Origin of the sequence: Rhodococcus koreensis (assembly GCF_900105905.1) — a bacterium.
GTDB lineage: Bacteria > Actinomycetota > Actinomycetes > Mycobacteriales > Mycobacteriaceae > Rhodococcus_F > Rhodococcus_F koreensis.
In genome coordinates, this window is record NZ_FNSV01000005.1 from 9,043,334 (window position 1) to 9,057,810 (window position 14,477).

Genomic DNA, 14,477 nt, shown 5'->3' on the forward strand with positions numbered 1-14,477 from the left:
GACCGCCGACAAACATGATGTACATGGGAATATGCCCGAGATGTCCACATCGTGAGACACGTTGAAACGGTCCGAACCGCTCGTCCGATAGGAACCTGAAGCGTACTCCCGGGTAATGTTCGGTAAATTCCCAGGTTCGCGGGTCACTATGAGTTTCTTGGGTGGCCGGTGGGTTCTTCCCACCGCCGGAGTGGGAAGAGGACGAACAAGGTGGTCGAAGCTGTACCGGGTGGTGACGTGACCGCGGAAGGTCGCATTCCGGACGGTGCATTTCCGCTCTCCGCCGCTCAGCGGGGCATGTGGTTCGCCCAGCAGCTCGATCCCGCAGTGCCCGTCAACATCGCGCAGTGCGTCGAACTGGTGGGTGCCCTCGACGTCCCGCTGCTGTCGGAGTCGCTGATCGCCGCGGGCCGCGAACTCGGCTCCGCCTTCCTCCGCCTCGTCGAGGTCGACGGAGTTCCCTACCAGCTGATCGATCCGACGCTGGAGGCATCGGTCAGGTTGGTCGACCTGCAGCACGAGCCCGATCCGAGGGCGGCGGCCACGGAGTGGATGCGGCGGGAGTACACCACCCCGCTCGACGTGTGCCGCGACCGGCTGGTGACCTCGGCGGTCCTGCGGATCGGGCCGAACCACCACTACTGGTACTGCCGCGTGCACCACGTCGCACTCGACGGCATGGGCTCGGTGACGCTCGTCGACCGGACCGCGGAGCTGTACACCGCGGCCGTCGAGGGGCGCACTGTGGCGCCGTCCAAGGCCGCCGAACTCACCGACGTCGCCCGCGTCGACGACGACTACCGGACGTCGTCGCGCTACCTCGCCGACCGGGAGTACTGGTCCGAGCGGGCATCTACCCTCGGCGAACCGCACAGCCTCGTCGACCGGACCGCCCCCGCGCGGGCACGCAGTCGCACGACGGGCGGCCAGATCCCCGGCCCCCTCGTCGACCACCTCGACGCCGCGACGAACCGCCACGACTCGTCGGCCGCCTTCGAAGTCATCGCCGCCTTCGCCGCTTATCTCGCCCGAATGACCGGACGCGAAGAGGTCGCGGTCAGTCTGCCCGTCACCGCCCGCACCACCGCGCTGCTCCGCCGCTCCGGCGGCATGGTGTCCAACGTCGTCCCGCTTCGCCTGCACGTGCGCCCGGACATGACGAACGCCGATGTGGTGGCAGCGGTCCGATTGGAGGTCACCGCGGCGCTCCGGCACCAGCGGTACCCGCACATCGACATCCGGCGCGACGCCGCCACCGATCATCAGGGCTTCTACGGCCCACTGATCAACGTCATGCTGTTCCACACCGAGATCACCCTCGGCAGCATCGTCGGCCGCCTCGAACTGCTGTCCACCGGCCCCATCAGTGACCTCGCCGTCAACGTCTACCACGGCGTCGCCGGCACCAGCCTCAACCTCGACCTCGAGGCCAACCCGGACCTGTACTCCGAAGACGCCCTCCACGCCCACCACGCCCGCTTCACCCGATTCCTCGGCGCTTTCCTCACCTCCGACACCGGCGCCCCGCGGCTGATCGGCGACCTCGAGATCCTCGACGACGACGAACGCCGCAACCTGGTTCCGGCCACCGGACGCGCCGGATTCGCACCGGTCACGCTGCCGGACCTGCTTGCCGGCGCCGTCCGCGGCAACCCGGACGGTGACGCCCTCGTCGCGCCCGGGCCCGGGCCATCCGCCGACACTCTCAGCTACCGCGCCCTGGACGACACCTCGAACCGGCTCGCCCGTCTCCTGATCGACCTCCAGGTCGGCCCGGAGATCGTGGTGGCGTTGGCATTGCCGCGGTCGCGGGAGTCGGTGTCGAGTGTGTGGGCGGTGGCGAAGGCGGGAGCGGCGTTCGTTCCGGTCGATCCGAGCTATCCGGCTGACCGCATCGCGTTCATGCTGGAGGATTGTGGTGCGCCGATCGGTGTCACGACGGCGGCATTGCGGGCGGGTTTGCCGGATTCGACACTGTGGTTGGTTCTCGACGACGACGAATTTTTGTCGGCCGTTGCCGCATATCCGGCGGATGCGGTGACCGATGCCGATCGGACGCGGGCGTTGTCGGTGGATCATCCGGCATATGTGATTTACACCTCGGGGTCGACGGGACGGCCGAAGGGTGTGGCGGTCACGCATCGTGGTCTGGTGAATCTGGCGGCGGACGAGCGGGACCGTCTGGTGGTGTCGGTGGGTTCGCGGGTGTTGCATTTCGCGTCGCCGAGTTTCGATGCGTCGGTGTTCGAGTTGGTGATGGCGGTCTGTGCGGGGGCCACGCTGGTGGTGGCGCCGACCACGATTTACGGTGGGTCGGAGTTGGCGGAGTTTGTGGCCGACCACGAGGTGTCGCATGCGTTCTGCACGCCGGCGGCGTTGGCGTCGCTCGATCACCGTGGTCTGGACCATCTGCGGACTGTGGTGGTGGCGGGTGATGTGTGTCCGCCGGAGTTGGTGGCGCGGTGGGCGCCGGGCCGGGTGATGGTCAATGCGTACGGTCCGAGTGAGACGACGATCATGTCGTCGGCGACGGGTCCGCTGGTGCCCGGACAGGCGGTGAGTGTCGGGTCACCGACCGTGGGTGTCGATCTCGTCGTCCTCGATGACCGGTTGCGTCCGGTCCCGCTCGGGGTGCGCGGTGAGCTGTATGTCCTCGGCTCCAGCTTGGCTCGGGGGTATGTGCGCCGGGCGGGGTTGACGGCGGGACGGTTTGTGGCGTCGCCGTTCGGTGCGGGTGGCCGGATGTATCGCACGGGTGATGTGGTCCGCTGGGTGGCCTCGCAGGGCGGGTCTTGGGTTCTGGAGTTTCTGGGCCGCAGTGATTTTCAGGTCAAGATCCGTGGGTTCCGGATCGAATTGGGTGAGATCGACGCCGTGTTGGCGTCGCATCCGGTGGTGGAGTTCGCGCACACGGTCGGCTATGACGACGGGAGCGGAAATACTCGCTTGGTGTCGTATGTGCTGCCGGCGCCGGCAGCGGACATCGAAACCCGGGTGTTGTCGGAGTTCGTCGGGGAGCGTCTTCCCGGGTACATGGTGCCGTCGTCGATCGTGGTGTTGGATTCGCTGCCGTTGACCCCGGCGGGCAAACTGGACCGCAACGCCCTGCCTGCACCGGTATTCGCCGCACGCTCGGCCGACATCGTGCGCCCGAGAACGGTCACCGAGGAGATCCTTCTCGGAATCTTCCGCGGCGTCCTCGGTCTGCCCGAACTGAGCGTCGACACCAGCTTCTTCGACCTCGGCGGCAACTCGCTGACGGCCACCCAGGTCGTGTCCCGGGTGAACGCCGCCCTTGGTGTGCGGATCGGGGTCCGGGACCTCTTCCAGTCGCCGTCGGTGGCGCAACTGGCGGCCTCGGTGGTGGGCGCCGCGCCGCAATCCGACCCGCGGCCGGTGCTGGAGGCGCGGGAACGACCCGACCGCGTGCCCCTGTCCGTTGCGCAGCAACGAATGTGGTTCCTCAACCAGTTCGACACCTCCTCGGCCGCCTACAACCTGCCGATTTCCCTGAGGCTTACCGGCGCACTCGACCGCGACGCCCTGCGCAGGGCGCTCGACGACGTCCAGGAACGGCACGAGGCGCTCCGCACCGTCTACCCCGACAGCGCGGACGGACCCCATCAGCTGATCACCCCCGCCGTGAGCGTGCTACCCGCAGACGGCCCGGCCGACGTCGCCACCGAGTCGCTCACCGCCGCGGTGACGGCCCTCGGCGGCGCAGGATTCGACCTCACCACCGATACGCCGATGCGCGCCGGGCTGTTCCGCGAGGCGCCGGACCGGCACGTCCTCGTCCTCGTCGTCCACCACATCGCCGCCGACGGCTGGTCGATGACACCACTGGCCGCCGACGTGATGCTCGCGTACGCTGCGCGCGTCGCCGGTCACGCGCCCACCTGGGCGCCCCTGCCGGTGCAGTACGCCGACTACAGCCTGTGGCAGCGTGAGCTGCTGGGGTCGGAGGACGACCCGAACAGCCTGTCCGCCAAGCAGATCTCCTACTGGCGGTCGGCGCTCGCCGGAGTGCCGCAGGTGATCGAACTGCCCACCGACCGGACCCGGCCCGCCGACATGTCGCACCGCGGTGGCCGCGTCGAGTTCACGATCCCCGCTGACGTCCACCGGCGTCTCCTCGATCTGGCGCAGAGCACCGGCACCACCTCGTTCATGGTGACGCACGCCGCGCTGGCCGTGCTGCTGCGCCGCCTGGGTGCCGGGTCCGACATCGTGATCGGCACCCCCGTCGCCGGTCGCGGCGAGGAAGCGCTCGACCATCTCGTCGGCATGTTCGTCAACACCCTCGTACTCCGGACCGCCGTCGAACCCGCCGACACGTTCGGGGACGTGCTGGCCCGGGTGCGCGACGCCGACCTCGCCGCGTTCCAGCACGGCGACGTCCCCTTCGAGCGCCTCGTGGAGGTGCTCAGTCCCGCCCGGTCGTCCGCGCATCATCCGCTGTTCCAGGTGATGCTCACGTTCCAGAACACCGCGAACACCCGGGTGGAACTCGACGGGCTCGAGGTCGAGGCCGCCGAGATCGACGTCCAGGTGGCGAAGTTCGACCTGCAACTCACCGTCGTCGAGCAGTTCGACTCCGCCGGCGACGCCGCAGGTCTGGCCGTGCAACTGTCCTACGCGACAGATCTGTTCGACCACACCACGGCCGAGTCGATCGGCGAACGATTCGCCCGGCTCCTCGACGCGGTCGCAGGCAACCCGCCGGTCGCCGTCGGCGACCTCGACCTCCTCGCGGCGGGGGAACGCGCCGCCCTCACCGCGGCCAACGCAACGCACCGTCCGGTGCCGGCGGACACCCTGGTGTCGCTGTTCGCAGCCCAGGCCGCCGCCACCCCGGATGCCGTGGCGCTGGTGTTCGACGATCGGCGGCTGACCTACGCCGAGTTCGACGAGCAGACCGACCGACTCGCCCGCCACCTGATCCGGAACGGGGTGGGACCGGAGTCCGTCGTCGCGGTCGGGATGCGGCGCTCGATCGACCTGCTCGTCGCCGTCTACGCGATCGTGAAGGCAGGCGCAGCGTATCTGCCGATCGATCCCGACCATCCGGTCGAGCGCACCGCGTACGTGCTCGACACCGCACAGCCGGTCTGTGTGCTGACACGCGCCGCCGACGACACGACGTTCTCCACCGCGGCACTCGTGGAGTACATCGACACCCTCGACCTCCCCGAGGAGGACTCGGAACCGGTCGCCCCCGCGCTCACCGCGGCGAACACGGCGTACGTGATCTTCACGTCCGGCTCGACGGGTCGTCCGAAGGGGGTCGCGGTCACGCACGGCGCGATCGTGAACCGGCTGCTGTGGATGCAGCACGAATACGCCCTGACCAGCTCGGATATCGTTCTGCAGAAGACCCCGGTGACGTTCGACGTGTCGGTGTGGGAGCTGTTCTGGCCGCTGCAGGTCGGGGCGTCCCTGGTGATCGCCGCACCGGACGGGCACCGCGATCCCGATTACCTCGCCACCCTCATCCGCCGGCACCGCGTCACCACCGCGCATTTCGTGCCGTCGATGCTGTCGGTATTCACTGCTGAACCGGCTGTGGTGCAGTGTGATTCGTTGCGGTTGGTGTTCTGTTCGGGGGAGGCGCTGACGCCGGAGCAGGTGTCGCGGTTCCGGGCGGTCAGTGGTGCGGGTCTGCACAATCTGTACGGGCCGACGGAGGCTGCCGTCGACGTGACGTACTGGGAGACCGGTGCGTCGGACACATTCTCTGTCCCGATCGGTCGTCCGGTGTGGAACACCCAGTTGCATGTGCTCGATGCCCGGTTGCATCCGGTGCCGAACGGGGTGGCGGGGGAGCTGTATCTGGCGGGTGACCAGTTGGCGCGGGGGTACTTCGGCCGCGTCGATCTCACCGCGGATCGGTTCGTGGCGAACCCGTTCGCCGCGGGTGGGCGGATGTATCGGACGGGGGATCTGGTGCGTCGCCGGGCCGACGGGGCGTTGGAGTATCTGGGTCGTACGGATTTCCAGGTGAAGTTGCGGGGGCAGCGGATCGAGTTGGGTGAGATCGAGGCGGCCCTGGAGACGCATCCGGACGTGGTGCAGGCGGTTGTGGTGGTGCACCGGGACGAACGCGGCGAGGAAGCCCTCGTCGCCTACACGGTCGGTGCCGCGAACACCGAGGCGGCGGATCTCCGAGACCACGTTGCCCGGGTGCTGCCGTCGTACATGATTCCGGCGCAGGTCGTGCACCTGGACACGCTGCCGCTGTCGGTGAACGGAAAACTCGACCGCAAGGCCCTGCCCGCACCGAACCTCGACACCGCGACCGCTGAATACGTGGCACCGCGGACCCCCGCCGAGGTGGTTGTCTCCGACGTGTTCGCCGAGATCCTGGGTGTCGAGCGGGTCGGCATCCACGACCACTTCTTCGACCTCGGCGGCAACTCCCTCGTCGCCACCCGCCTGGTATCGCGACTGCGCAACGCACTCGGCGTCCCGGTGTCGCTGCGCGATGTCTTCGATGCGCCGACCGTCGGCGGGCTCGCACAGAGACTCGACGGGGCCGACCCTGCGGCGCACCTCGCGCCTCCCGCACTGACTCCGCGGAAGCGGCCCGAGCAGGTGCCGTTGTCGCCAGCCCAGCAACGCGTGTGGTTCCTCAACCAGTTCGACACCGCGAGTCCGGTCTACAATCTGCCTCTCGCCGTGCGGTTCTCGGGTGACCTCGACATCACGGCACTGAGTCGCGCGCTCCGCGACGTACTGCACCGGCACGAATCGCTGCGCACCGTGTTCCCCGCCTCGGACGCCGGCCCCTGGCAGCGCATCCGCGACGTGCACGACGCCGACCTCGACCTCACCGTCGCCGAGGTGACGGAGGCCGACCTCCCCGCCGCGATCCGGGGATTCGCCCTCGCCGGCTTCGATGTCACCACCGAGATTCCGGTACGCGCTCAACTGCTGCGCGTGCGGAACGACGAACACGTGCTCGTCCTGATGGTGCACCACATTGCCGCCGACGGATGGTCGTTCGCGCCGCTGTCCCGCGACCTGATGCTCGCGTACGCCGCGCACAGCGGCGGCCACGAACTGCAGTGGACGCCGCTGCCCGTGCAGTACGCCGACTACACACTCTGGCAGCACGAACTCCTCGGCGACGAGGACGACCCGGACTCGCGGGCCGCCCGCCAACTCGCGTATTGGGGAACCGCGCTGGCCGGGCTGCGGGACAGCCTCGACCTGCCCACCGACAGGCCGCGACCCACCGTCGCGTCGAAGCACGGCGCCACCCTGTCGTGGGAGATTTCCGCCGAACTGCACGAACGCCTGCTGAACCTGGCCCGCACACAGAACGCCACCCTGTTCATGGTCGCGCACTCCGCACTGTCGGTACTGCTCAGCCGGCTCAGCGCGACCACCGACATCGCCATCGGCACGCCCGTCGCCGGCCGCGGTGACCGCGACCTCGACGACCTGGTCGGCATGTTCGTCAACACCCTCGTGCTCCGCGCACAACTGGACCCGGCCTCGTCGTTCACTGAACTACTGCAGCAGGTCCGAGACGTGGACCTCTCCGCGTTCGCGCACACGGATGTGCCGTTCGAGCGTCTGGTGGAGCACCTGAACCCCACCCGCACGGCAGCACACCACCCGCTGTTCCAGGTGGCGCTGTTCTTCCAGAACCACGCCCCCACGCACCTCGAACTCCCCGGCCTGTCGGTGTCGAGCCAACCGATCCTTCCCGACGTCGCCGCGTTCGACCTGCAACTCGTCCTCACCGACACCCACGCCGCCGACGGGCGACCCGGCCCCATCGCCGCCGAATTCAACTACGCCACCGACCTGTTCGACGAGAGCACGGTCCGCTCGTTCGGCGCGCAGTTCGTCCGGATCCTCGAGGCCGTCACAGTTGCACCGCAGACGCCGGTCGGCGACATCGCGATCGCGGACCCCGCCACACGCATCCGCGAACTGTCCGGATGGAACGCCACCGACCACGACGTCCCCCTCACCACCCTGCCGGATCTGTTCGACGCGCAGGTAGCGCGGACTCCCGAAGCCCCGGCACTGGTTTTCGAGGGCGTCTCCCTCACCTATGCGGAGTTCGATGCTCGGGTGAATCGGCTTGCCCGGTATCTGATCTGGTGTGGTGTGGGGCCGGAGTCGAGGGTCGCGTTGGCGATGCGGCGCTCGCTGGACCTGGTGGTGGGAATGTACGCGGTGGTGAAGGCGGGCGGTGCCTACGTGCCCGTCGACCCCGACCATCCCGTCGACCGCATCGGGTACGTGCTGGAGTCTGCCAGGCCGGTACGCGTTCTGACCAGTACCACGGATCACAGTGCAGTTCCCTCCGACGTCGAAGTGATCACGATCGATGACCTGGACCTGACCGACTACTCCGGCACGCGCATCACCGACTGCGCGTTCGGAATGCGATTCCCGGCGCGGACCATGAGTACGGCCGGTACGTCATTACGCCGCCGGAACGACGGTGCAATCCTTCGAAGCGGTCCGGTGTGCCGCGTGCACGGCAGTGGTCTGGGTCAGGTCCAGGTCATCGATGCGGTGGAGCACTTCGACGCGGAGGGAACTGCAACTGTGATCCGTGGGTACTGGTCAGAAACGCGTACCGGCCTGGCAGACTCCAGCAGTACCCGATGCGGTCGACGGGATGGTCGGGGTCGACGGCACGTAGGCACCGCCCGCCTTCCACCACCGCGTACATTGCCCACCACCAGGTCCAGCGAGCGCCGCATCGCCAACGCGACCCTCGACTCCGGCCCCACACCACACCAGATCAGATACCGGGCAAGCCGATCACCCGAGCATCGACTCCGCATAGGTGAGGAGACGCCCTCGAAAACCAGTGCCGGGCTTCGGGAGTCCGCGCTACCTGCGCGTGAAAGATCCGGCAGGGTGGTGAGGGGGACGTCGTGGTCGGTGGCGTTCCATCCGGACATTTCGCGGATGCGTGTGGCGGGGTCCGCGATCGCGATGTCGCCGACCGGCGTCTGCGGTGCAACTGTGACGGCCTCGAGGATCCGGACGAACTGCGCGCCGACGAGCGGACCGTGCTCTCGTCGACAGGTCGTGGCGTAGTTGAATTCGGCGGCGATGGGGCCGGGTCGCCCGTCGGCGGCGTGGGTGTCGGTGAGGACGAGTTGCAGGTCGAACGCGGCGACGTCGGGAAGGATCGGTTGGCTCGACACCGACAGGCCGGGGAGTTCGAGGTGCGTGGGGCGTGGTTCTGGAAGAACAGCGCCACCTGGAACAGCGGGTGGTGTTGCTGCCGTGCGGGTGGGGTTCAGGTGCTCCACCAGACGCTCGAACGGCACATCCGTGTTGCGCGAACGCGGAGAGGTTCACGTCTCGGACCTGCTGCAGTAGTTCAGTGAACGACGAGGCCGGGTCATTGTGGCGCGAGCACGAGGTGTTGACGAACATGCCGACCAGGTCGTCGAGGTCGCGGTCACCGGCGGCCGGCGACGGGCGTGGCCGATGGCGATGTCGGTGGTCGCGCTGAGCCGGCTGAGCAGTACCGACAGTGGGAGTGCGCGACCATGAACAGGGTGGCGTTCTGTGTGCGGGCCAGGTTCAGCAGGCGTTCGTGCAGTTCGGCGGAAATCTCCCACGACAGGGTGGCGCCGTGCTTCGACGCGACGGTGGGTCGCGGCCTGTCGGTGGGCAGGTCGAGGCTGTCCCGCAGCCCGGCCAGCGCGGTTTCCCAATACGCGAGTTGGCGGGCGGCCCGCGAGTCCGGGTCGTCCTCGTCGCCGAGGAGTTCGTGCTGCCAGAGTGTGTAGTCGGCGTAACTGCACGGGCAGCGGCGTCCACTGCAGTTCGTGGCCGCCGCTGTGCGCGGCGTACGCGAGCATCAGGTCGCGGGGACAGCGGCGCGAACGACCATCCGTCGGCGGCAATGTGGTGCACCATCAGGACGAGCACGTGTTCGTCGTTCCGCACGCGCAGCAGTTGAGCGCGTACCGGAATCTCGGTGGTGACATCGAAGCCGGCGAGGGCGAATCCCCGGATCGCGGCGGGGAGGTCGGCCTCCCGTCACCTCGGCGACGGTGAGGTCGAGGTCGGCGTCGTGCACGTCGCGGATGCGCTGCCAGGGGCCGGCGTCCGAGGCGGGGAACACGGTGCGCAGCGATTCGTGCCGGTGCAGTACGTCGCGGAGCGCGCGACTCAGTGCCGTGATGTCGAGGTCACCCGAGAACCGCACGGCGAGAGGCAGATTGTAGACCGGACTCGCGGTGTCGAACTGGTTGAGGAACCACACGCGTTGCTGGGCTGGCGACAACGGCACCTGCTCGGGCCGCTTCCGCGGAGTCAGTGCGGGAGGCGCGAGGTGCGCCGCAGGGTCGGCCCCGTCGAGTCTCTGTGCGAGCCCGCCGACGGTCGGCGCATCGAAGACATCGCGCAGCGACACCGGGACGCCGAGTGCGTTGCGCAGTCGCGATACCAGGCGGGTGGCGACGAGGGAGTTGCCGCCGAGGTCGAAGAAGTGGTCGTGGATGCCGACCCGCTCGACACCCAGGATCTCGGCGAACACGTCGGAGACAACCACCTCGGCGGGGGTCCGCGGTGCCACGTATTCAGCGGTCGCGGTGTCGAGGTTCGGTGCGGGCAGGGCCTTGCGGTCGAGTTTTCCGTTCACCGACAGCGGCAGCGTGTCCAGGTGCACGACCTGCGCCGGAATCATGTACGACGGCAGCACCCGGGCAACGTGGTCTCGGAGATCCGCCGCCTCGGTGTTCGCGGCACCGACCGTGTAGGCGACGAGGGTTCCTCGCCGCGTTCGTCCCGGTGCACCACCACAACCGCCTGCACCACGTCCGGATGCGTCTCCAGGGCCGCCTCGATCTCACCCAACTCGATCCGCTGCCCCCGCAACTTCACCTGGAAATCCGTACGACCAGATACTCCAACGCCCCGTCGGCCCGGCGACGCACCAGATCCCCCGTCCGATACATCCGCCACCCGCGGCGAACGGGTTCGCCACGAACCGATCCGCGGTGAGATCGACGCGGCCGAAGTACCCCGCGCCAACTGGTCACCCCGCCAGATACAGCTCCCCCGCCACCCCGTTCGGCACCGGATGCAACCGGGCATCGAGCACATGCAACTGGGTGTTCCACACCGGACGACCGATCGGGACAGAGAATGTGTCCGACGCACCGGTCTCCCAGTACGTCACGTCGACGGCAGCCTCCGTCGGCCCGTACAGATTGTGCAGACCCGCACCACTGACCGCCCGGAACCGCGACACCTGCTCCGGCGTCAGCGCCTCCCCGAACAGAACACCAACCGCAACGAATCACACTGCACCACAGCCGGTTCAGCAGTGAATACCGACAGCATCGACGGCACGAAATGCGCGTGGTGACGCGGTGCCGGCGGATGAGGGTGGCGAGGTAATCGGGATCGCGGTGCCCGTCCGGTGCGGCGATCACCAGGGACGCCCCGACCTGCAGCGGCCAGAACAGCTCCCACACCGACACGTCGAACGTCACCGGGGTCTTCTGCAGAACGATATCCGAGCTGGTCAGGGCGTATTCGTGCTGCATCCACAGCAGCCGGTTCACGATCGCGCCGTGCGTGACCGCGACCCCCTTCGGACGACCCGTCGAGCCGGACGTGAAGATCACGTACGCCGTGTTCGCCGCGGTGAGCGCGGGGGCGACCGGTTCCGAGTCCTCCTCGGGAGGTCGAGGGTGTCGATGTACTCCACGAGTGCCGCGGTGGAGAACGTCGTGTCGTCGGCGGCGCGTGTCAGCACACAGACCGGCTGTGCGGTGTCGAGCACGTACGCGGTGCGCTCGACCGGATGGTCGGGATCGATCGGCAGATACGCTGCGCCTGCCTTCACGATCGCGTAGACGGCGACGAGCAGGTCGATCGAGCGCCGCATCCCGACCGCGACGACGGACTCCGGTCCCACCCCGTTCCGGATCAGGTGGCGGGCGAGTCGGTCGGTCTGCTCGTCGAACTCGGCGTAGGTCAGCCGCCGATCGTCGAACACCAGCGCCACGGCATCCGGGGTGGCGGCGGCCTGGGCTGCGAACAGCGACACCAGGGTGTCCGCCGGCACCGGACGGTGCGTTGCGTTGGCCGCGGTGAGGGCGGCGCGTTCCCCCGCCGCGAGGAGGTCGAGGTCGCCGACGGCGACCGGCGGGTTGCCTGCGACCGCGTCGAGGAGCCGGGCGAATCGTTCGCCGATCGACTCGGCCGTGGTGTGGTCGAACAGATCTGTCGCGTAGGACAGTTGCACGGCCAGACCTGCGGCGTCGCCGGCGGAGTCGAACTGCTCGACGACGGTGAGTTGCAGGTCGAACTTCGCCACCTGGACGTCGATCTCGGCGGCCTCGACCTCGAGCCCGTCGAGTTCCACCCGGGTGTTCGCGGTGTTCTGGAACGTGAGCATCACCTGGAACAGCGGATGATGCGCGGACGACCGGGCGGGACTGAGCACCTCCACGAGGCGCTCGAAGGGGACGTCGCCGTGCTGGAACGCGGCGAGGTCGGCGTCGCGCACCCGGGCCAGCACGTCCCCGAACGTGTCGGCGGGTTCGACGGCGTCCGGAGTACGAGGGTGTTGACGAACATGCCGACGAGATGGTCGAGCGCTTCCTCGCCGCGACCGGCGACGGGGGTGCCGATCACGATGTCGGACCCGGCACCCAGGCGGCGCAGCAGCACGGCCAGCGCGGCGTGCGTCACCATGAACGAGGTGGTGCCGGTGCTCTGCGCCAGATCGAGGAGACGCCGGTGACGTCAGCGGGATCGTGAACTCGACGCGGCCACCGCGGTGCGACATGTCGGCGGGCCGGGTCCGGTCGGTGGGCAGTTCGATCACCTGCGGCACTCCGGCGAGCGCCGACCGCCAGTAGGAGATCTGCTTGGCGGACAGGCTGTTCGGGTCGTCCTCCGACCCCAGCAGCTCACGCTGCCACAGGCTGTAGTCGGCGTACTGCACCGGCAGGGGCGCCCAGGTGGCGCGTGACCGGCGACGCGCGCAGCGTACGCGAGCATCACGTCGGCGGCCAGTGGTGTCATCGACCAGCCGTCGGCGGCGATGTGGTGGACGACGAGGACGAGGACGTGCCGGTCCGGCGCCTCGCGGAACAGCCCGGCGCGCATCGGCGTATCGGTGGTGAGGTCGAATCCTGCGCCGCCGAGGGCCGTCACCGCGGCGGTGAGCGACTCGGTGGCGACGTCGGCGGGCCGTCTGCGGGTAGCACGCTCACGGCGGGGTGATCAGCTGATGGGTCCGTCCGCGCTGTCGGGGTAGACGGTGCGGAGCGCCTCGTGCCGTTCCTGGACGTCGTCGAGCGCCCTGCGCAGGGCGTCGCGGTCGAGTGCGCCGGTAAGCCTCAGGGAAATCGGCAGGTTGTAGGCGGCCGAGGAGGTGTCGAACTGGTTGAGGAACCACATTCGTTGCTGCGCAACGGACAGGGGCACGCGGTCGGGTCGTTCCCGCGCCTCCAGCACCGGCCGCGGGTCGGATTGCGGCGCGGCGCCCACCACCGAGGCCGCCAGTTGCGCCACCGACGGCGACTGGAAGAGGTCCCGGACCCCGATCCGCACACCAAGGGCGGCGTTCACCCGGGACACGACCTGGGTGGCCGTCAGCGAGTTGCCGCCGAGGTCGAAGAAGCTGGTGTCGACGCTCAGTTCGGGCAGACCGAGGACGCCGCGGAAGATTCCGAGAAGGATCTCCTCGGTGACCGTTCTCGGGCGCACGATGTCGGCCGAGCGTGCGGCGAATACCGGTGCAGGCAGGGCGTTGCGGTCCAGTTTGCCGCCGGGGTCAACGGCAGCGAATCCAACACCACGATCGACGACGGCACCATGTACCCGGGAAGACGCTCCCCGACGAACTCCGACAACACCCGGGTTTCGATGTCCGCTGCCGGCCGGCAGCACATACGACACCAAGCGAGTATTTCCGCTCCCGTCGTCATAGCGACCGTGTGCGCGAACTCCACCACCGGATGCGACGCCAACACGGCGTCGATCTCACCCAATTCGATCCGGAACCCACGGATCTTGACCTGAAAATCACTGCGGCCCAGAAACTCCAGAACCCAAGACCCGCCTGCGAGGCCACCCAGCGGACCACATCACCCGTGCGATACATCCGGCCACCCGCACCGAACGGCGACGCCACAAACCGTCCCGCCGTCAACCCCGCCGGCGCACATACCCCCGAGCCAAGCTGGAGCCGAGGACATACAGCTCACGCGCACCCGAGCGGGACCGGACGCAACCGGTCATCGAGGACGACGAGATCGACACCCACGGTCGGTGACCCGACACTCACCGCCTGTCCGGCACCAGCGGACCCGTCGCCGACGACATGATCGTCGTCTCACTCGGACCGTACGCATTGACCATCACCCGGCCCGGCGCCCACCGCGCCACCAACTCCGGCGGACACACATCACCCGCCACCACCACAGTCCGCAGATGGTCCAGACCACGGTGATCGAGCGACGCCA

The 14,477-nt window shown here is 68.5% G+C and carries 6 protein-coding genes and 4 pseudogenes; 1 reads left to right on the forward strand and 9 read right to left on the reverse strand.

What is annotated here, in order from left to right; genetic code table 11:
* The first annotated feature begins 210 nt into the window (after positions 1-210).
* A complete protein-coding gene (locus BLV94_RS46025) occupies positions 211-9,072 on the forward strand; it encodes a non-ribosomal peptide synthetase (RefSeq protein ID WP_244163822.1) in 8,862 nt (2,953 codons plus the stop codon).
* 370 nt (positions 9,073-9,442) lie between these two features.
* Here the strand turns inward: BLV94_RS46025 and BLV94_RS51680 are convergent.
* The 9 genes and pseudogenes from BLV94_RS51680 to BLV94_RS50110 all read right to left on the reverse strand — a co-directional run.
* Positions 9,443-9,727 (reverse strand): annotated as a pseudogene (locus BLV94_RS51680) (condensation domain-containing protein); the annotation flags it as partial.
* Between the two features lie 375 nt (positions 9,728-10,102).
* Positions 10,103-10,714 (reverse strand): annotated as a pseudogene (locus tag BLV94_RS51305) (phosphopantetheine-binding protein); the annotation flags it as partial.
* Complete coding sequence (locus BLV94_RS51910) at positions 10,675-10,875, reverse strand: hypothetical protein (protein ID WP_341866514.1); 201 nt, start codon at positions 10,873-10,875, stop codon at positions 10,675-10,677. The gene BLV94_RS51910 and the pseudogene BLV94_RS51305, both read right to left, overlap by 40 nt.
* A 154-nt stretch (positions 10,876-11,029) precedes the next feature.
* Positions 11,030-11,245 (reverse strand): AMP-binding protein, encoded by a 216-nt coding sequence (locus tag BLV94_RS51685; RefSeq protein WP_074933949.1) that lies wholly within the window; start codon positions 11,243-11,245, stop codon positions 11,030-11,032.
* Positions 11,246-11,414: 169 nt separating this feature from the next.
* Positions 11,415-11,624: pseudogene (locus tag BLV94_RS51690) on the reverse strand (AMP-binding protein); the annotation flags it as partial.
* Positions 11,621-12,952, reverse strand: coding sequence for a condensation domain-containing protein (locus tag BLV94_RS51695; protein ID WP_074933951.1), 1,332 nt, complete (start codon positions 12,950-12,952; stop codon positions 11,621-11,623). The gene BLV94_RS51695 and the pseudogene BLV94_RS51690, both read right to left, overlap by 4 nt.
* Before the next feature lie 74 nt (positions 12,953-13,026).
* Positions 13,027-13,719 (reverse strand): annotated as a pseudogene (locus BLV94_RS52265) (condensation domain-containing protein); the annotation flags it as partial.
* A complete protein-coding gene (locus tag BLV94_RS52270; RefSeq protein ID WP_425272520.1) occupies positions 13,647-13,940 on the reverse strand; it encodes a hypothetical protein in 294 nt (97 codons plus the stop codon). The gene BLV94_RS52270 and the pseudogene BLV94_RS52265, both read right to left, overlap by 73 nt.
* 355 nt (positions 13,941-14,295) lie before the next feature.
* The coding region (locus BLV94_RS50110) for an AMP-binding protein (RefSeq protein ID WP_143051481.1) at positions 14,296-14,477 on the reverse strand (182 nt) is incomplete at its 5' end.